Source organism: Curtobacterium sp. MCPF17_050, from assembly GCF_003224435.2.
Classification (GTDB): domain Bacteria; phylum Actinomycetota; class Actinomycetes; order Actinomycetales; family Microbacteriaceae; genus Curtobacterium.
This window is the reverse complement of the sequence record NZ_CP126250.1, coordinates 1,148,971-1,166,666: the sequence shown is the minus strand read 5'-3', so window position 1 is coordinate 1,166,666 and position 17,696 is coordinate 1,148,971. Positions and strand designations below refer to the sequence as shown.

The 17,696-nt window shown below is 72.4% G+C and carries 18 protein-coding genes; 1 reads left to right on the top strand and 17 read right to left on the bottom strand.

The features are described 5' to 3' along the window. Positions 1-46 precede the first annotated feature (46 nt). Positions 47-2,224, top strand: a complete 2,178-nt coding sequence (locus tag DEJ34_RS05565) for a RecQ family ATP-dependent DNA helicase (protein ID WP_110900746.1) — start codon at positions 47-49, stop codon at positions 2,222-2,224. A gap of 85 nt (positions 2,225-2,309) precedes the next feature. Here the strand turns inward: DEJ34_RS05565 and DEJ34_RS05560 are convergent, their stop codons facing one another. The 17 genes from DEJ34_RS05560 to DEJ34_RS05480 all read right to left on the bottom strand — a co-directional run bounded on the left by DEJ34_RS05560 (position 2,310) and on the right by DEJ34_RS05480 (position 17,481). Further along, positions 2,310-3,185, bottom strand: coding sequence for an oxidoreductase (locus DEJ34_RS05560; RefSeq protein ID WP_110900745.1), 876 nt, complete (start codon positions 3,183-3,185; stop codon positions 2,310-2,312). Positions 3,186-3,263: 78 nt separating this feature from the next. Then, positions 3,264-3,794: a hypothetical protein gene (locus DEJ34_RS05555; RefSeq protein WP_181436226.1), complete on the bottom strand. Its 531-nt coding sequence runs from the start codon at positions 3,792-3,794 to the stop codon at positions 3,264-3,266. 175 nt (positions 3,795-3,969) lie between these two features. Then, positions 3,970-4,641 (bottom strand): hypothetical protein, encoded by a 672-nt coding sequence (locus DEJ34_RS05550; protein WP_110900743.1) that lies wholly within the window; start codon positions 4,639-4,641, stop codon positions 3,970-3,972. 57 nt (positions 4,642-4,698) lie between these two features. After that, complete coding sequence (der, locus tag DEJ34_RS05545; RefSeq protein WP_110823898.1) at positions 4,699-6,219, bottom strand: ribosome biogenesis GTPase Der; 1,521 nt, start codon at positions 6,217-6,219, stop codon at positions 4,699-4,701. A gap of 72 nt (positions 6,220-6,291) precedes the next feature. Next, complete coding sequence (gene cmk, locus DEJ34_RS05540) at positions 6,292-6,987, bottom strand: (d)CMP kinase (protein ID WP_110900773.1); 696 nt, start codon at positions 6,985-6,987, stop codon at positions 6,292-6,294. A 164-nt stretch (positions 6,988-7,151) separates the two neighbouring features. Further along, positions 7,152-8,291, bottom strand: coding sequence for a prephenate dehydrogenase (locus tag DEJ34_RS05535; protein WP_110900742.1), 1,140 nt, complete (start codon positions 8,289-8,291; stop codon positions 7,152-7,154). A 94-nt stretch (positions 8,292-8,385) separates the two neighbouring features. After that, entirely contained in the window at positions 8,386-9,138 is a 753-nt protein-coding gene (locus tag DEJ34_RS05530; protein ID WP_258368351.1) for a pseudouridine synthase, read from the bottom strand. 521 nt (positions 9,139-9,659) lie between these two features. Next, entirely contained in the window at positions 9,660-10,502 is an 843-nt protein-coding gene (locus DEJ34_RS05525; protein ID WP_284180711.1) for a hypothetical protein, read from the bottom strand. Next, complete coding sequence (gene scpB / locus DEJ34_RS05520) at positions 10,499-11,233, bottom strand: SMC-Scp complex subunit ScpB (protein WP_110911598.1); 735 nt, start codon at positions 11,231-11,233, stop codon at positions 10,499-10,501. Before scpB ends, DEJ34_RS05525 begins: the two co-directional genes overlap by 4 nt. Next, positions 11,223-12,116, bottom strand: coding sequence for a segregation and condensation protein A (locus tag DEJ34_RS05515; RefSeq protein WP_502864351.1), 894 nt, complete (start codon positions 12,114-12,116; stop codon positions 11,223-11,225). Before DEJ34_RS05515 ends, scpB begins: the two co-directional genes overlap by 11 nt. After that, positions 12,100-12,978, bottom strand: coding sequence for a ParA family protein (locus DEJ34_RS05510; RefSeq protein WP_110900771.1), 879 nt, complete (start codon positions 12,976-12,978; stop codon positions 12,100-12,102). Before DEJ34_RS05510 ends, DEJ34_RS05515 begins: the two co-directional genes overlap by 17 nt. A gap of 106 nt (positions 12,979-13,084) precedes the next feature. After that, positions 13,085-13,915, bottom strand: a complete 831-nt coding sequence (locus DEJ34_RS05505) for an SseB family protein (RefSeq protein ID WP_110900739.1) — start codon at positions 13,913-13,915, stop codon at positions 13,085-13,087. Between the two features lie 3 nt (positions 13,916-13,918). Then, the gene (priA, locus tag DEJ34_RS05500) at positions 13,919-14,665 is read right to left on the bottom strand and encodes a bifunctional 1-(5-phosphoribosyl)-5-((5-phosphoribosylamino)methylideneamino)imidazole-4-carboxamide isomerase/phosphoribosylanthranilate isomerase PriA (protein ID WP_110823893.1); all 747 of its coding nucleotides are present in this window, start codon (positions 14,663-14,665) and stop codon (positions 13,919-13,921) included. A 20-nt stretch (positions 14,666-14,685) separates the two neighbouring features. Continuing rightward, positions 14,686-15,324, bottom strand: a complete 639-nt coding sequence (hisH, locus tag DEJ34_RS05495; RefSeq protein WP_110911597.1) for an imidazole glycerol phosphate synthase subunit HisH — start codon at positions 15,322-15,324, stop codon at positions 14,686-14,688. Beyond that, positions 15,321-15,923, bottom strand: coding sequence for an imidazoleglycerol-phosphate dehydratase HisB (hisB, locus tag DEJ34_RS05490; protein WP_110911596.1), 603 nt, complete (start codon positions 15,921-15,923; stop codon positions 15,321-15,323). Before hisB ends, hisH begins: the two co-directional genes overlap by 4 nt. Next, entirely contained in the window at positions 15,920-17,026 is a 1,107-nt protein-coding gene (locus DEJ34_RS05485; protein WP_110911595.1) for a histidinol-phosphate transaminase, read from the bottom strand. The genes hisB and DEJ34_RS05485 overlap by 4 nt, the downstream gene beginning before the upstream one ends. 92 nt (positions 17,027-17,118) lie before the next feature. Next, a complete protein-coding gene (locus tag DEJ34_RS05480; protein WP_110890610.1) occupies positions 17,119-17,481 on the bottom strand; it encodes a LysM peptidoglycan-binding domain-containing protein in 363 nt (120 codons plus the stop codon). Positions 17,482-17,696: the final 215 nt, after the last annotated feature.

Sequence of the window (17,696 nt, the reverse complement as noted above, 5' to 3'; positions counted from 1 at the left end):
ATGGCTCGTGGCCGGGTTCGTCGGTCGGTCCTGACAGCATGGGGGCATGAACCCACCTGCTGCCTCCTCCGTCCCGCCTGCCGCGGGGGTCGCGTCGTCGGCCGGTCCGGCGCCGTCCGCTGCGATCGCCGCCGAGGCGCAGGAGGCCCTGCAGGCCCTGACCGGTCGGGTCGACGCCGTCTTCCACCCGGGGCAACTCGAGGCGATCTCCGCGCTCGTCGAGCACCGGCAGCGCGCCCTCGTCGTGCAGCGCACCGGGTGGGGCAAGTCGGCCGTCTACTTCCTCGCCACCCTGCTGCTGCGGCGCCGGGGCGGCGGGCCGACCGTGCTCGTGTCGCCGCTGCTCGCACTCATGCGGGACCAGGTCGCGGCGGCCGCACGGGCCGGGGTGCGAGCGGTGTCCATCAACTCGGCGAACGCGCACGAGTGGACCGAGACGCAGGCCGCCCTCGCCCGTGACGAGGTCGACGTGCTCCTCGTCTCCCCCGAGCGGCTCAACAACCCGAAGTTCCGCGACGAACAGCTGCCCGCGCTCATCGGGCGGATGGGGATGCTCGTCGTCGACGAAGCGCACTGCATCTCCGACTGGGGGCACGACTTCCGACCCGACTACCGGCGCCTGGCCGAGCTCATCCGCTCCCTGCCGCACGGCGTGCCGGTGCTCGCGACGACGGCGACCGCGAACGAGCGCGTGGTCGAGGACGTCGCCGAGCAACTCACCGCCGGCCCCGAGGACCCGGTGTTCACCATCCGTGGGTCGCTCGCGCGAGCCTCGCTGCGGCTCGGCGTGCTCACACTGCCCGACGCCCGCGCCCGGCTCGGCTGGTTGCTCGCGCACCTCGGCGACCTGCCCGGCAGCGGCATCATCTACACGCTCACGGTCTCGGCTGCCGAGGACATCGCCCGCCTGCTGCGCGAGTCCGGGTACGCCGTCCGCGCGTACACCGGCCGGACCGACAACGAGGAACGCGAGCAGCTCGAAGGGCAGTTGAAGGGCAACGAGCTGAAGGCCCTGGTCGCGACGAGTGCGCTCGGCATGGGGTTCGACAAGCCCGACCTCGGTTTCGTCGTGCACATCGGCGCGCCGTCCTCGCCGGTCGCCTACTACCAGCAGATCGGTCGTGCAGGCCGCGCGACGGACAACGCCGACGTGCTGCTGCTGCCCGGACGCGAGGACCAGGAGATCTGGCAGTACTTCGCGAGCGCGTCCATGCCGACCGAGTCGCGCGCCTCGGCCGTGCTCGGTGCACTCTCCCCCGACAGCGCCATGTCGACCGTCGCACTCGAAGGGCTCGTCGACATCAAGCGGTCGACGCTCGAGCTCCTGCTCAAGGTGCTCGACGTCGACGGTGCCGTCCGTCGTGTCGGCGGCGGCTGGGTCACCACCGGCCGCCCGTGGGAGTACGACGCCGCTCGCTACGAGCGCGTCGCCGCTGCCCGTGCCGCCGAGGCCGCGTCGATGCTGGCGTACGAGTCGACGAGCGCGTGCCGGATGCAGCTCCTCCAGCAGGACCTCGACGACCCCACGGCCGAGCCGTGCGGCCGGTGCGACAACTGCGCCGGCGCCTGGTACCCGACGGACGTCTCCGACGCGGACCGCTCCGGCGCCGCGACCGCGCTCGACCAGGTCGGCGTCGAGATCGCCCCGCGTGCGCAGTGGCCCTCGGGCATGGCGTCCCTCGGGGTCGCGGTGAAGGGCAAGATCCCGGCCGGGGAACTCGTGGCCCCGGGCCGTGCGGTCGCGCGACTCACCGACCTCGGGTGGGGCGGGCCGCTCCGGGCGCTGTTCGCGACCGGCACCCCGGACGGGCCGGTGTCCCGCGAACTCGTCGACGGCTGCGTCCGAGCGCTGAAGGACTGGCCCTGGGAGGTCCGACCGACCGGCGTGGTGGCGCTGTCCTCGCGCTCCCGCCCGCAGCTCGTCGGCTCGCTCGCGCAGGCCCTGTCCTCGATCGGGCGGCTGCAGCACCTCGGCACCCTGGACCGCGACGGCGGCGTCCCGCGCGGCGACGGTGCGACGAACAGCGCCTACCGGTTGTCCGGCGTCTGGGACACCTTCGTCGTCGGCCCGGAGCTGGCCGCCGCACTGCAGGCACACGAGGGGCCGGTGCTGCTCGTGGACGACCTGGTCGACAGCCGGTGGACGATGACGGTCGCGGGTCGCGAACTCCGCCGGGCCGGAGCGTCCGCCGTGCTGCCGTTCGCGCTCGCCACCGTCGCCTGACCGGCCGCCACCGACCGCCACCGACCGACGGGTGGCCGGGAGGGGCGCGGCGGGGTCGTCACGCGCCTCCCGTCCGCCCCGGCCGCTACGCGGCCGTCCCGATCGCGTCGAGTTCCGCCACGGCGTCGTCCGGCAGCACGAACCCGGCGGACGCGATGTTGTCCCGGAGGTGCGCGACCGACGACGTCCCCGGGATGAGCAGCATGTTCGGCGACCGCTGGAGCAGCCATGACAGGGCGACCGTGAGCCGCGACACCTCCAGGCGCGCCGCGACCCGGTCGAGTGCTCCGGACTGGATCGGCGAGAACCCACCGAGCGGGAAGTACGGCACGTACGCGATGCCCTGCGACGCGGTGAGGTCGACGAGGGCGTCGTCCTGTCGGCGGGCGACGTTGTACATGTTCTGCACGCAGACGATCGGCACGTAGCTCTGCGCCTCCGCGAGCTGCTCCGCGCTGACGGTCGACAGACCGATGTGCCGGACGAGCCCCTCCTCCTGCAGGCGGGCGAGTGCCTCGACCTGCGGGGCGATCGAACCCGGCTCCGGGGCGTCGAACCCGCCCATGCGGATGTTCACGACGTCGAGCCGGTCGAGTCCGAGGGTGCGGAGGTTCTCGTGCACCTGCGCGACGAGGTCGTCGGGCTCTCGGGTCGGCACCCAGTTGCCCTTCGCGTCTCGGACCGACCCGACCTTCGTCACGATGTGGACGTCCTCCGGGTACGGCGCGAGTGCTTCGCGGATGAGCTCGTTCGTGACGTGCGGGCCGTAGAACTCGGCGGTGTCGATGTGCGTGATGCCGAGGTCGACGACGGTCCGGAGCACCCGGACGGCCTCGTCGTGGTCGGCAGGCGGTCCGAACACGTGCGGCCCGGCCAGCTGCATGGCGCCGTACCCGACGCGGGTCAGGTCGAGGTCGTCAGCGATGCGGTAGGTGCCGCCGGGGAGGGAGGTGGTGGTCATACGACCCACGATGCTCCTCGTGGTCCGGGCGACACGCATCCTCGGTGGTCCTGGGGTACGCGGTCGGGTCCGCCCCGGCTACCGTGCCTCGCGGCGGGCCGGCCTCGGGAAGGTGCTCCGCATGTGGTCGCTCGTCAGCACGTCCCCGATCCCGACCATGAGGACCGAGAAGACGATCTGCTCGATGACCATCCAGAACGGGTACAACCCGGGGATCGCCGCGATCACCAGCGTCACGATCGGGAAGACCCGGCTGAACAGCCGCAGCCGCTGGTACGCCCAGTAGTACCCGAGCTGCGCCCGCCACGCGAACACGTACAGCGTCAGGGTGATGAGCAGCACGACCGTCGCGCGGAACCAGACCGCCCACGGGACGTCCTGGCCGGCCCGGGTCAGGAGCACGGCGACGAGGACCGCGGTCAGTCCGACGACGGTCTCGGCGACGAGCAGCCAGCGGATCCAGCGGAACGACCGGACGGTGTCCGGGTGGGCGAGCATGTCCTCCCGGATGACGTAGCCGCCCTGTCGTCCGCCTGCGAGGCGGTCGAGCCGCAGTCGCGTCCACGCGCGGTCCGCCCGCGCGGAGAGGGCGGGCGGGTGCGGCGTCACCGTCCCATGGTGCCCCATCCGGCCACATCGCGGGGCCACCGGATCTATGGCGGGGCCCCGGGATCTGCGGCGTAGCCACGCGGGGTCCGCGCCGCGGTCACCGACCCTCCCTCGGACGAGCGGTCGGGCGCTGCCATCCATCCCGCACGCACCACAGCGCGCACGGCTGCCCCGGTCAGGAGACGGGCAGCAACTCCGCTCCGCCGAGCACGGCACCGGTGCCGGCGTCGACGAGCAGGACGGAGTGCACCACCGACGGCAGGTCCTGCGGGTCGACGATGACCAACACGGGGTGTTCGCCGTCCGGCGTGAACGAGCCGAAGTCGGCCGGAACGTCGTCACCGGTCCACCGTGCTCGGTCGGTCCCCACGACGTCACCCGAGGACAGCTGGACCCGCACGGCACCGACGTGCGACCCGGTCGCCCCGGACCCCGCATCGACCCGGACACCGGTGAGGGTGATCTGGACGACCTGTTCCCCGACGACCTCGAGGCGGACGGTGCCCCGGACGTCATCTCGGATCGGAACGAGGTCGCCCGCGATCGGCAGAGCCCGTCGCCACCAGGGAGCCGACGCCTGCCCGTCGTCGACGGGCAGTCCGGTCGCGGCGTCGACCACGGTCGTGTCACCGCTGGGAGCAGCACCGGTGCCCGCGCCAGCGCCGGACGGGACGACCGTCGCGTCGGACGTCGGCTCGTCCGGGATGAAGCCGTGGCCGATGGCCATCCGGGGTCCGTCCGTGCTCGGGGACGGCGACGGCGTGGACGCCGACGTCCGGTCATCTGGAGCGGACCGCAGCGCGACCGCGCCGACGCCGACCGCGACGAGCAGGACCAGCCCCGCCACGAGGGGCGACCGACGCGGTGACGTCGATCGCTCCCCTCGCGGCGCGGCCATGACCGGTCAGCGCTTCCGGCGCTCGCGGACGCGCATGTTGACGATGATCGGGGTGCCGTCGAAGCCCCAGACCTCGCGGAGGCGCCGTGTGATGAACCGGCGGTACTGCGGGTCGAGGAACGCCGACGTGAACAGCACGAAGGTCGGCGGCTGGGTCGACGCCTGCGTGGCGAACAGGATGCGCGGCTGCTTGCCACCGCGGACCGGGTGCGGGTGCTCCTGGACGAGTTCGGCGACGAAGGCGTTGACCTTGCCGGTCGGGATGCGGGTGTCCCACGACTCGAGTGCGGTCTCGAGCGCCGGCACGAGCTTCTCGAGGTGGCGTCCGGTGCGGGCGGAGATGTTCACGCGCGGAGCCCAGGTGACGTGCGCCAGGTCCTGCTCGATCTCGCGCTCCAGGTAACGGCGGCGCTCGTCGTCGAGCAGGTCCCACTTGTTGTAGGCCAGGACGAGTGCGCGCCCGGACTCGAGCACGAGGTCGATGATGCGGAGGTCCTGCACCGACACCGGTTCGGTCACGTCGAGGACGACGACGGCGACCTCGGCCTTCTCTAGGGCGGCGGTCGTGCGGAGCGAGGCGTAGAAGTCGGCCCCCTGCTGCATGTGCACGCGCTTCCGGATGCCGGCGGTGTCGACGAAGCGCCAGGTCTTGCCACCGAGTTCGACCTGCTCGTCCACCGGGTCACGGGTCGTCCCCGCGAGCTCGTTGACGACCACGCGCTCCTCGCCGGCGGCCTTGTTGAGCAGCGAGCTCTTGCCGACGTTCGGGCGGCCGAGGATCGCCACGCGACGCGGGCCACCGATCTCCTGCTTCGCGACCGCGGACACGTCGGGCAGCGTCGCGATGATGAGGTCCAGGAGGTCCGCGACACCGCGACCGTGCAGGGCCGAGACCGGGTGCGGCTCGCCGAGGCCGAGGTTCCACAGCGCGTGGGCCTCGAGGTCGCGGCGCTCGTCGTCGGACTTGTTCGCGACGACGATGACCGGACGGTCGGTGCCGCGCAGCATCTTCACGACGTGCTCGTCGGTCGCGGTGATGCCGACCGTGACGTCCACGACGAAGAGCACCGCGTCGGCGAGGTCGATCGCGACCTCGGCCTGGGCGGCGACCGAGGCGTTGATGCCCTTCGCGTCGGGCTCCCACCCGCCGGTGTCGACGATGGTGAACCGCTTGTCGTTCCACTCGGCCTTGTAGCTGACGCGGTCACGCGTGACACCCGGGGTGTCCTGCACGACGGCTTCACGCCGCCCGAGGATGCGGTTCACGAGCTGCGACTTGCCGACGTTCGGACGCCCGACGATCGCGAGCACCGGCAGCGCCGGCAGGTACGCGACGCCGTCGACGCCGAGCTTGCCGGCTTCGAGGAGTGCGATGTCCTCCTCGTCGAGGTCGTAGTCCTCGAGCCCGGCACGGAGCGCGCTCGCACGCTGGTCCGCTTCGGCCTCGTCGATGTCGGCGAGCCGCTCGCCGAGGGAGTCGTCGTACTCGGGGAAGTCGTCGTCGCTTCGGTCGTCCAGCTGCGCCATGGTGGTTTCCTTGCCGGCGGCCGGTCGGCCGCGTGTTCGTGGTTCACGTGCGGCCGTGTGGCCGCCTCGTCGTCAGTTTGTGGCCGAGCGGGCCAGGTCGACCACCGCCTGCACGGTCTGGTCGAAGTCGAGGTCGGTGGAGTCGAGGGTGGTGACGCCGTCGGCGGCGTTCATGAAGTCGACGACCTTCGCATCGGCAGCGTCCCGACGGGCGAGGGCGGCCGAGGTCTCTTCGGCCGACTGGGTCGTGACCTCTGCCGACCGACGTGCCATCCTAACGGATTCGTCGGCGGTCAACAGGATGCGGACTTCGGCGTCCGGTGCGACGACCGTCGTGATGTCGCGTCCCTCGGTGATGATGCCCTGTCCGTCCGCCTTCCGCATGACCTGCCGGAAGAGCGCGACGAGCTTCGCGCGCACGTCGGGCAGCTTCGCGATGTGCGCGACCGCCGCCGTGACCTCGGGCGTCCGGATCGCGTCCGTGACGTCGACACCGCCGACGCGCACGAAGTAGGCGTCGGGGTCGGTGCCGATCTCGTAGTCGAAGTGGTCCCAGCTGGCCAGGACCGCGGCCGGGTCGTCGAGGTCGACGCCGAGCTGCAGGGCGTGCCACGCGAGCGCACGGTAGGCGGCGCCGGTGTCCTGGTAGCCGAAGCCGAGTGCGCGCGCCGCGGCGCGGGACACGCTCGACTTGCCGCTGCCTGCGGGGCCATCCACCGCGATGACGAACTTCGCGACGAACGCGCCGGCCGGGAGCCCCGCGGGCATCGGGTCACGCGTGGAGCCGAGTTCACCGGCACCCTGGCCGTCCGGACCACCGGTGACGTCGCCGCCGCCGAGGGGTCCGGGCTGGTCGACAGGGGTCGGCAGTCCGGCGTCGGGGCCGTCCGGGCCCCCGGTCACGCCGGACTCGAGTGCGGTGTCGTGCTCGTTCAGGCCCATGCTGCTGCGATCCTCCATCCGCGACCCTCGAGTTCCTCGACGAGTCGCTGTTCGTGCTCGGGGACCACCGACACCTCGACGATGCCGATCTGCGCCCGTGGCGAGTGTTCGAGGTGCAGGTCCTCGAGGTTGATGCCGAGCTCCCCGATGGTGGTGAGGAGCGCGGCGAACTGTCCGGGACGGTCGTCGATCAGGACGACGACACGGGCGAACCGGGCGGTGGAGCCGTGCTTGCCGGGCAACCGCTCGACACCCCGGTTGCCGGACGCGATGGTCTCGGCCAGGCTGCGGGGCGACCCGGGGGCCGTCGGGTCGGCGAGCGCGTCGATCACCCGGTCGAGCTCGTCCCGCAGGTCGGTCAGCACCGGTCGGATGTGTGCGGCATTCGCGCCGATGATCTGCACCCACAGACCCGGGTCGCTCGCGGCGATGCGCGTGACGTCGCGCACCCCGCCGCCGGCGAGCCCGAGGGCCTCCCCCGGAGCGTCCCGGAGTCGTGAGGCCATGAGCGTCGACACCAGTTGCGGGACGTGGGAGACGACGGCGACCGCCTGGTCGTGGGATGCGGGGTCCATCGGGACGACGGTCGCGCCGAGGTCGAGCGCCAGGTGCTCCACCGGGGCAGCTCGCTGGTGGGTGATGTCGTCGTGTCCGGCGATCACCCACGGACGGCCGATGAACAGGTCGGCCCGGGCGGCGGTCGGCCCGCTGCGTTCCCGACCGGCCATCGGGTGTGAGCCGATGTAGCGCGAGACGTCCGCGCCGACGGCACGGAGTCGTTCGAGTGGCCCGGACTTCACGCTCGCGACGTCCGTCACGACGGCGTCCGGGAAGACAGCGAGCTCCCGTTCCACGACGCTGGCCGTGACGTCCGGCGGCACCGCGACGACGATGAGCTCCGGTGCGTCACCCGGCGCAGGGCGGCGTCCGGCGCCGTAGTCGACGGCGAGCGCCAACGCGGCGGGGGACACGTCGTCCAGGATGACGTCCACTCCCTTGTCACGCAGGGCGAGGCCGATCGAGGCGCCCAGCAGGCCGGTCCCGACGATCCGCACCGGACCGCGAAGTCGCCGGTCGATCTCCGACGACCCAGGGTCGTCGGAGCGGGCGGGCGGAGTGGCATCGGTCACGCCGCAAGCCTAGCGAGCGGTACGGCCCGGGAACGGGACGGCGCCGGGCCTGTGGGGAACTCCCCCACCTGCGCCGGCGCCGTCCGTGAGCCGGTCAGTCCGTGCTCTCCGCCTCGTCGTCACCCGTGCGGGTCCCCGCGGTCCGCGCGATGCTGAGCAGCTTGCCGAGCTCGACGGTGGTGAGTTCCCGCACCTGGCCCGGCGCGAGGCTGCCGAGCTGGAGCGGTCCGAAGGACCGTCGGACGAGTTCGAGGACCGGGTGCCCGATCGCCTCGAGCATCCGCCGGACGATGCGGTTGCGGCCGGAGTGCAGGGTGATCTCGACCAGGGACTCCCCGCGCGACGACTCGAGCAGGCGCGCCTTGTCGGCGGCGATCGGCCCGTCCTCCAGGTCGATGCCGTCGAGCAGCAGCTGCAGCGTGGAGGGCGTCATCGTGCCGTCGACCTTCGCGACGTAGGTCTTCGTCACGCCGAACGACGGGTGGGCCAGCACGTGCGCGAGGGCTCCGTCGTTCGTCAGGATGATCAGGCCGGCCGTGTCGTAGTCGAGGCGGCCGACGTTGAACAGGCGCTCCTCGAACCGGTCGACGAACTGGGACAGGTCCGGGCGGTCGTGCTCGTCCTGCATGCTCGAGACCACGCCGGTCGGCTTGTTGAGGACGACGTACCGCCGCGAGGTGTCGGTCTGCACCGGCACACCGTCGACGGCGACCTCGTCGGTGTCCGGGTCGACGCGGCGACCGAGCATGTCCGCCACCTCGCCGTTCACCGTCACGCGCCCTTCGGCGATGAGGTTCTCCGCGACACGACGGCTGGCGACGCCGGCAGCGGCGATCACCTTCTGCAGACGCTCACCACCCTCCTGGAGGTCCGGCTCGCCTCCGTCGGTCGTCGTCCCGTCCGCCGGGTCCCAGTCCGGGATGATCGGGCGTTCGGGTGTGCCCTCGGCGGGACGACCCTCGTCGTCGCGTTCCCCGGCGGGCAGGGGCGTCGTGCGCTTGCGTGCGGGGTCGTTGCGCGGGCTGGTCGTGCCACCGACGTAGCGGCGGCCGTTGTGCCAGACGCTGCTCGGGGCGCCGTCCGGGCTCCGGCGGTCGTCGCGGCGCGGGTCGCCGCCACGCTCGGCACCCCGGTCGTCCGACCGACGGGTGGCCCCGCGGTCGTCACGGCCGCGGTACCCACCGCGCTGGTCATCGCGGCCGCCGCCGCGGAAGTCACGTCCCTGGTGTCCGCCACGCTCCGCGCCACGGTCGTCGCGCGGCCGGTCACCACCGCGGTACCCACCGCGCTGGTCGTCACGGGCGCCAGCGCCGGGCCGACGGTCGGAGTCGTCGCGGCGCACGAATCGGCCGCGGTCATCGTCCCGACTCACGAAGCCGCCACGGTCGTCCGAGCGACGGTCGGAGCTGCGCGCGTCACGGTCCGGACGTCCGCGGAAGCCACCGGAAGACCGGTCGTCTCCGCCGCGGTACCCGCCGGAACGGTCGTCACGGCCTCGGAAGCCACCCGTCGGACGGTCGCCGCCACGGTCGTCACGCCCTCGGAAGCCACCGGAGGACCGGTCGTCACCGCCGCGGTACCCACCGGTCGATCGGTCGCCGCCCCGGTCGTCCCGCCCGCGGTACCCACCGGTCGGACGGTCGCCGCCCCGATCGTCACGCCCGCGGTACCCACCGGTCGGACGGTCGCCGCCCCGGTCGTCCCGCCCGCGGTACCCACCGGCCCCGCGGTCGTCGCTCCCGCGGTACCCGCCCCGGTCGCCGGCACCACGCTCGTCGCGACCGCGGTACGCACCGCGGTCCGAGGAGCCGCGGTCGTCGCGCCCGCGGTACCCGCCCGTCGAGCGGTCCCCACCGGCACGGTCGTCGCGCCCGCGGTACCCACCGGCACCCCGGTCGTCGCCGCCGCGGTACCCACCACGGTCGCCACCGGCACGGTCGTCGCGCCCGCGGTACCCACCGGCACCCCGGTCCTCGCCGCCGCGGTACCCACCACGGTCTCCGCCAGCACGGTCGTCGCGCCCGCGGTAGCCACCGCGGTCACCCGCACCCGCACCACGGTCGTCCCGCCCGCGGTACCCGCCGGAGCCGGCCCCGTCGCGACCGCGAGGTGCGTCGTCACGGCGGCCCGCGCCTCCCGGCCGGTCACCGCCCGCGCGTCCGGAGCCGCCGCGGCGGTCGTCGTCTCGTCGTGGTCTGTCGTTCTGGTCAAACCCGGCCATCGGGGATCCCTTCGGTCTGCCCGAAGCCGTCCGCGCCGTCCTCCAGGAGGGGCGAGATGAGCGGAAGCTCGTCGAGCGAGTTGATGCCGAGCTGCTGGAGCAGCAACTCGGAGGTGACGTAGTTGATGGCGCCGGTCTCGGAGTCGGTGAACGACTCCTCGATGAGGCCGCGCGCGACGAGGGTCCGGACCACGCCGTCGACGTTGACGGCCCGGATCGCGGCGATCTGGGAACGGGTGATCGGCTGCTTGTAGGCGACCACGGCCAGCGTCTCGAGGGCTGCCTGGGACAGCCGTGCCGGACGCTCGGCCTCGACGAACTGCTCGACGACGGCGTCGAGTTCCGAGCGGACGTAGAAGCGCCAGCCCCCGCCGACCTCCCGGAGCTCGAACCCGCGGCGGACCGTGCCGTCGACGCCGTCGAAGTCGGCCACCAGGCGGTCGACCGCCTGCCGGACGACGGCCACCGGTTCCCCGACGGCGGCGGCGAGTGCCACGAGCGACTGCGGCTGGTCCGCGATCATCAGGATCGCTTCGAGTTGACGGTCGATCGATGCCTCGACGGGAGGCGCGGCGTGAGCGGGCGCGTCGGCCCGTGCCGCTGCGGCAGCACGGAGCTCGGCTTCCAGGGCTCGGGCGTCCTCGATCTCGTCCGAGCCACCCGGCTCGGCGGATCCACCGGCGCGGGCGCGCGCACCGCGAGCGTGCACGTCATCCGTCATAGTCGGCTCCCAGGTTCGCGAGGCTCTCGTCCGTCCAGTCGAGCGCGGTCCACCGGAGGATCAGTTCCCCGAGTGGTTCGAGTTGCTCGAACGAGATGGAGGCGTTCCGGTACAGCTCCAGGATCGCGAGGAAACGAGCCACCACGATACCCGCCTGGTCGACGCCCGCGATCACCTCGCGGAACGTCACGTCCGGCGACCCCTCGTCGGCGCGGGTGCGCAGGAGGGACACGACGATGGCGGCCTGCTCCCGGATGCTCACGGCGGGGGCGTGCAGGTGGTCGAGCCCGACGGTCGGGATCTCCCGCGGGGCGAACGCCAGTGCCGCCAGCGCCGCGAAGTCCTGCACGGAGAGCGTCCACACCAGCTCCGGGGTCCGGGCGCGGAACCGTTCCTCGAGCCGGACGCTCCGGACGTGCCGTCGGGACTCGGTCGCCCAGCGGTCGCCGAACCAGTCCGCGGCCTGCTTGAACGCCCGGTACTGCAGCAGTCGTGCGAAGAGCAGGTCGCGGGCCTCGAGGAGCGCCACGTCCTCGGCGTCCACGAGTTCACCCTGCGGGAGCAGTCCGACGATCTTCAGGTCGAGGAGCGTCGCAGCGACGACGAGGAACTCGCTCGCCTCGTCGAGTTCGTCGCTCGACTCGGCCTGTCGCACGTACGCGATGAACTCCCCCGTGACCGCGCTGAGGGCGACCTCGGTGATGTCGAGCTCGTGTTTCGTGATGAGCGAGAGCAGCAGGTCGAACGGTCCGTCGAAGTTGCTGAGACGCACCCGGAACCCGGGTGCCGTCGTGGTGCCGACCGGCGCGTCGCGCGCGTCGTCGACGGGTCCGGGCGTGCCGGACGGGAGGCTCGTGGCCGGGTCCTCAGGCGACGGCGCCACGCTGGACGAGCTCTCGGGCCAGCTGCCGGTAGGCGTGGGCCGCGGCGTGCTCGGGAGCCGTCTGCGTGATCGGCCGTGCGGACACCGTGGCGTCCGGGAACTTCACGGTGCGCCCGATGACGGTGTCGAGGACACGGTCACCGAACGTCTCGACGACCCGCTCCATGACCTCCCGCGAGTGCAGTGTCCGCGAGTCGTACATGGTCGGGAGGATGCCGTCGAGCGTCAGGGCCGGGTTGAGCCGGTCGCGCACCTTGTCGATGGTCTCGATGAGCAGCGCGACACCGCGGAGGGCGAAGAACTCGCACTCGAGCGGGATGAGCACACCGTGCGCGGCCGTCAGGGCGTTCACGGTCAGGAGGCCGAGCGAGGGCTGGCAGTCGATGAGGATGACGTCGTAGTCGTTCGACACCTTCCGCAGCACGCTCGCGAGGATCTGCTCCCGGGCGACCTCGTTGACCAGGTGCACCTCGGCCGCGGACAGGTCGATGTTCGCCGGGATGACGTCGAGCAACGGCACGTTCGTCGGCTGGATGACCTGGTTCGGGTCCTTCACGGCGCCCATGAGCAGGTCGTAGACGGTGGGGATGTCGTGCGTCCGCACGCCCAGGCCGGCGGAGAGGGCACCCTGCGGGTCGAAGTCGACTGCCAGCACCTTCCGCCCGTACTCGGCCAGCGCGGCACCGAGGTTGATGGCGGTGGTGGTCTTGCCGACCCCGCCCTTCTGGTTGCACAGGGAGATGATGCGCGCCGGACCGTGGCCGTCCAGCTCGTCCGGCACGGGGAACGCCCGCACGGGCCGACCGGTCGGACCCGTGACGATGTCGCCGGTACCGGAGGCTGTCGTCGGGATGCTGCTCACCCGGCCATCGTACCGGCGCACCCGCGGCTCACCGGGCCGCACCGCCGAGCGGGCGGACCCGCGGGTCGGACCGGACACGGGCCTCCCGGTCGTCGCAGGGCCGTGATCAGGCGGCGCGGAGGGCGACGCGCATGCTGTCGACGCGTTCCGCGATCACCGGATCGGTGGCCCACCGCTGCTGCAGGCGCCCGACCAGTTCCGTCACCTGCTCGCGGTCGAGCCCGGCGATGAGTCGCAGGCCGACCGTGAGCTCGGGCCCGGCGAACCGGGAGAGCGGGTCCCCCGGTGACAGCTCGACCCGGACCACGGCCGGTTCGGTCTCGATCGTGCCGGCGAAGGCCCGCGCGACCTCGGGGTCCTCGGAGCACGGCGTCCAGGGCAGGTCCTGCCCGAGCGCCCACACCGCGGGCCGCCGCAGGACGAACTCGGTCGCTGCCGTGGGGTCGAGCACGACGAGTTGCGTGTCCTCGCTCGCCGCGGCCATCGCCACCCGGCGGGACTCGACCGGGATCGGACGGGCACCGGCGTCCCAGGCGCGCATCGCCTCGACCGAGGTGAAGGCGGGCATGACGGCGCGGCCGTCCGGGCCGGCCACGGTCACGATCGACAGTTCCTGCGTCTTGTCGACGCTGCGCCCGTCCGGCGTCTCCCCGACGTCGCCCGCTTCGGCGACGAGCGGGATGAGCAGACGTGCTGAGCGCAGGGCGTCCACGACGGCGCCGTGCGGGCCTCCCGAGGCGACCGCGGTGATCGCGGCGACGAGGTCCGGGTCGGCCAGGCCGTCGTCCTCGGCAAACGTCGTGTCGTGTGCGTCGAACGTCCGACCGGCCCAGGGGTTCCCCGCGGAGTCGGCGGTGTGGTCGTGCGCCGCGTGCTCCTCGGCGGTCCGGTCGTCGGGTTCCGGGCCGGTGCCGCGGCCGTTCGAGATCCCCGCCACGGACTACTCCGAGGCGATGTCGAGCGCGGCCGGGAGCGTGAACGCCCCTGAGTACAGCGCCTTGCCGATGATCGCGCCCTCGAGACCGTGCGGCACGAGTTCGCGGAGCGCACGCAGGTCGTCGAGCGTCGAGATGCCGCCCGAGGCCACCACGGGCTGGTCGGTCCGGTCGCACACCTGGCGCAGCAGGTCGACGTTCGGGCCCTGCAGCGTGCCGTCCTTCGTGACGTCGGTGACGACGTACCGGGCGCAGCCGGCGTCCTCGAGCCGGTCGAGCACCTCCCAGAGGTCGCCCGCGTCCTCGGTCCATCCCCGGCTTGCGAGGGTGGTGCCGCGGACGTCGAGCCCCACGGCGATCTGCTCGCCGTACTGCCCGATGACCCGCGCGGCCCAGTCGGGGTTCTCGAGCGCGGCCGTGCCGAGGTTGACCCGGGCGGCGCCGGTGGCGAGGGCGGCCTCGAGCGAGGCGTCGTCGCGGATACCGCCGGAGAGTTCGACGGAGACGCCCTCGACCTCGCGGACGGCGTGCGCGATCACCCTGCGGTTGTCGCCACGACCGAACGCCGCGTCGAGGTCCACGAGGTGGATCCACTCCGCCCCCTGGTCACGCCAGGTGCGGGCCGCGACGACGGGGTCGCCGTACCCGGTCTCGCTGCCGGCTTCGCCCTGGGTGAGGCGCACGGCCTGGCCGTCGACGACGTCGACGGCCGGCAGCAGGACGAGGGGCTGGGTGGTGGAGAGCTCGGTCATGGTCCCGTCGGGATCGGGGGTCACAGCGACGAGACCCAGTTGCGGAGGAGGCGGATGCCCGGCTCGCCGGACTTCTCCGGGTGGAACTGCGTGGCGCTCAGCGGGCCGTTCTCGACCGCAGCGATGAACCGTTCCCCGTGCTCGGCCCAGGTGAGCTTCGGCGCACGGAACGGCCCGTACGCCTCGAGCGGGAAGTCGGTGACGCCGTAGGAGTGCACGAAGTAGAAGCGCTCGTCGCGGAGGCCGTCGAACAGCACGGAGTCCTCGGGGGCCTCGACCGTGTTCCAGCCCATGTGCGGCACAACCTCGGCCTCGATCGGCTCGACGACGCCGGGCCACTGCCCGAGGCCCTCGACGTCGGCACCGCGCTCGACGCCGCGCTCGAACAGGACCTGCATGCCGACGCAGATACCGAGCACGGGCCGCCCACCAGCCAGGCGGTGGTCGACGATCTCGCCGCCGCGCACCCCCTCGAGCTGGTCGACGACCGCGGCGAACGCGCCGACACCGGGGACCAGGAGCCCGTCGGCCTCGAGCGCTGCCCGCTTGTCGTTCGAGAGCGTCACGTCGGCGCCGGCGCGCTCGAGCGCCTTCGCGGCGGAGTGGACGTTGCCGGAGCCGTAGTCCAGGACGACGACGTTCGGCCGGGTGGTGCTCACAGCGTGCCCTTCGTGGACGGGATGCCGTCGACGCGCGGGTCGAGTTCGACCGCGCGGCGCATGGCCCGGGCGAAGGCCTTGAACTCGGCCTCCGCGATGTGGTGGGGGTCGCGCCCGTCGAGGACGCGGACGTGGACGGTGATGCCGGCGTTCATCGTGATCGCCTCGAACACGTGCCGGACCATGGACCCGGTGAAGTGTCCGCCGATCCGGTGGAACTCGAAGCCGGCGGGCTCTCCGGTGTGGACGAGGTACGGACGACCGGACACGTCGACGACCGCCTGCGCCAGGGCTTCGTCGAGCGGGACGAGGGCGTCCCCGTAGCGGCCGATGCCCGCGCGGTCGCCGAGCGCCTGCCGGAGCGCCTGCCCCAGCACGATGCCGGAGTCCTCGACCGTGTGGTGCACGTCGATGTCCGTGTCACCGGAGCTCTGCACGCGCAGGTCGATCAGGGAGTGCTTGCTGAACGCCGTCAGCATGTGGTCGAAGAACGGCACGCTCGTCGCGATCTCGGACTTCCCGGTGCCGTCGAGGTCGAGCGACAGGGACACGGTCGACTCGCTCGTCGAGCGGGTGATCTCGGCGGTGCGCGCGGTCATGCTGCAACCCTAACGGGCGGCTGCTCGGCGGCGACCGCGCGCATGGCGTCGAGGAAGGCGGTGGTCTCCTCCGCCGTCCCGGCGCTCACGCGGAGGTGGTTCGGGATGCCGAGGTCGCGCACGATCACGTCGCGCTCGAGCAGCGACTCGAACGCTGCACGCGGGTCGGCGACCCCGCCGAACAGCACGAAGTTCGACCACGTCTCGTGCGGCTGGTACCCCATCGCGCGCAGTTCCGTCACCATGCGGTCGCGCTGCCCGCGGATGTCGTCGACCATGCGCAGCATCTCCGGGGCGTGCCGGAGGGCGGCGACGGCCGCGGCCTGGGTCAAGGCGGACAGGTGGTACGGCAGGCGCACGAGGCGGAGCGCGTCGATGACGGCGGGGTCCGCGGCGAGGTAGCCGACCCGGGCGCCGGCGAAGGCGAAGGCCTTGCTCATGGTGCGGGACACGACCAGGCGCTCCCGACCGGGCAGAAGGGTGAGCGCGGTCGGCTGCCCGACCGGCATGAACTCGGCGTACGCCTCGTCGACCATCACGATGCCGTCGGTCGCGTTGTACACGGCCTCGATCGTGGCGAGCTCGAGTGGCGTCCCGGTCGGGTTGTTCGGCCCGCAGAGGAAGACGAGGTCCGGCCGGTGGGCGGTGACCGCGGCCACGGCCGTCTCCGGCGAGATCCGGAACGCATCGTCACGCTCGGCGGGGATCCACGCGGTGCCGGTCCCCGACGCGATGATCGAGTGCATCGAGTAGGTGGGCGGGAACCCGAGCACGCTCCGCCCCGGTCCACCGAAGGCCTGGAGGAGCTGTTGGATGACCTCGTTCGAGCCGTTCGCCGCCCAGATCGACTCCGGTCCGAGTCCGTGCCCGAGGTACCCGGCGAGTGACTCCCGCAGCTCGGTGAACTCGCGGTCCGGGTAGCGGTTCACGGTCGTCAGCGCTCGGCGGACCGAGGCGACGATGTCCTCCGCGACGTCCTCCGGCACGGGATGCGTGTTCTCGTTGACGTTGAGCTGCACGCGGACGTGCTTCTGCGGGGCGCCGTAGGGGCTCTGCCCGCGCAGGTCGTCGCGGATGGGGAGGTCTTCGAGCGTGATTGCCACCGATCCATCGTAGGCCGCGCCACCTCGGGGCTCGCTGCCCGTCCGGACGGTGCGCGATCGGTGATCGCGTCGGACACCCGACGGTCGGACGGTCAGTTGCCGTACTGGGCCGGGATGGCGATCTCCTGGCCGGCCTGCACACCCGAGCCGTCGAGTGCGTTGAGGCTCACGACGTCCTGGACGAAGTCGCGCGGGTCGGAGTCGGGCGCGGTCTGCTCGGCCAGCTGCCACAGGGTCTCGCCCGGCTGGACCGTGACCGTGTCGAAGTGCACGTCGGCCGCCCGGTCACCGGCAGATGCCTGACCGCCGTTGAGCATCGCGATCCCGACGCAGAACAGCACGGGAAGGGCGGCGAGGGTCGTGAAGACGACCCGCCCGCGACGGGTGAGACGGAGACGCGTCCGCACTGCGGGTGCTGCGGTGTGCTGCGTGTCCGCGATGGCGTTGGTGCTCATGTCGTTGCCTTCCTGCTTGCCGTCGGAGTCCGACCGGTCCAGATGGGCCGACCGAAGCCGTGTACCGAACATACGTTCGATCGGGTGGATGCACAAGTCCCGCGGAGGGATCTGTGGGGGGATTTCCTGCGACACGCTCGAACAGGTGTTTGGCCCGGGTGTGTCGACCGGATACTGTTTCGAGCGACTGGAACGAGTCTCGCGGCGACCACCGA

Bases quoted from the DNA above. Each gene is read 5' to 3' on its own strand.
- DEJ34_RS05565 (WP_110900746.1), top strand. From the start codon at position 47: ATGAACCCACCTGCTGCCTCCTCCGTCCCGCCTGCCGCGGGGGTCGCG.
- DEJ34_RS05560 (WP_110900745.1), bottom strand. From the start codon at position 3,185: ATGACCACCACCTCCCTCCCCGGCGGCACCTACCGCATCGCTGACGAC.
- der (WP_110823898.1), bottom strand. From the start codon at position 6,219: ATGGCGCAGCTGGACGACCGAAGCGACGACGACTTCCCCGAGTACGAC.
- cmk (WP_110900773.1), bottom strand. From the start codon at position 6,987: ATGCCCGCGGGGCTCCCGGCCGGCGCGTTCGTCGCGAAGTTCGTCATC.
- scpB (WP_110911598.1), bottom strand. From the start codon at position 11,233: ATGACGGATGACGTGCACGCTCGCGGTGCGCGCGCCCGCGCCGGTGGA.
- priA (WP_110823893.1), bottom strand. From the start codon at position 14,665: ATGACCGAGCTCTCCACCACCCAGCCCCTCGTCCTGCTGCCGGCCGTC.
- hisB (WP_110911596.1), bottom strand. From the start codon at position 15,923: ATGACCGCGCGCACCGCCGAGATCACCCGCTCGACGAGCGAGTCGACC.
- DEJ34_RS05480 (WP_110890610.1), bottom strand. From the start codon at position 17,481: ATGAGCACCAACGCCATCGCGGACACGCAGCACACCGCAGCACCCGCA.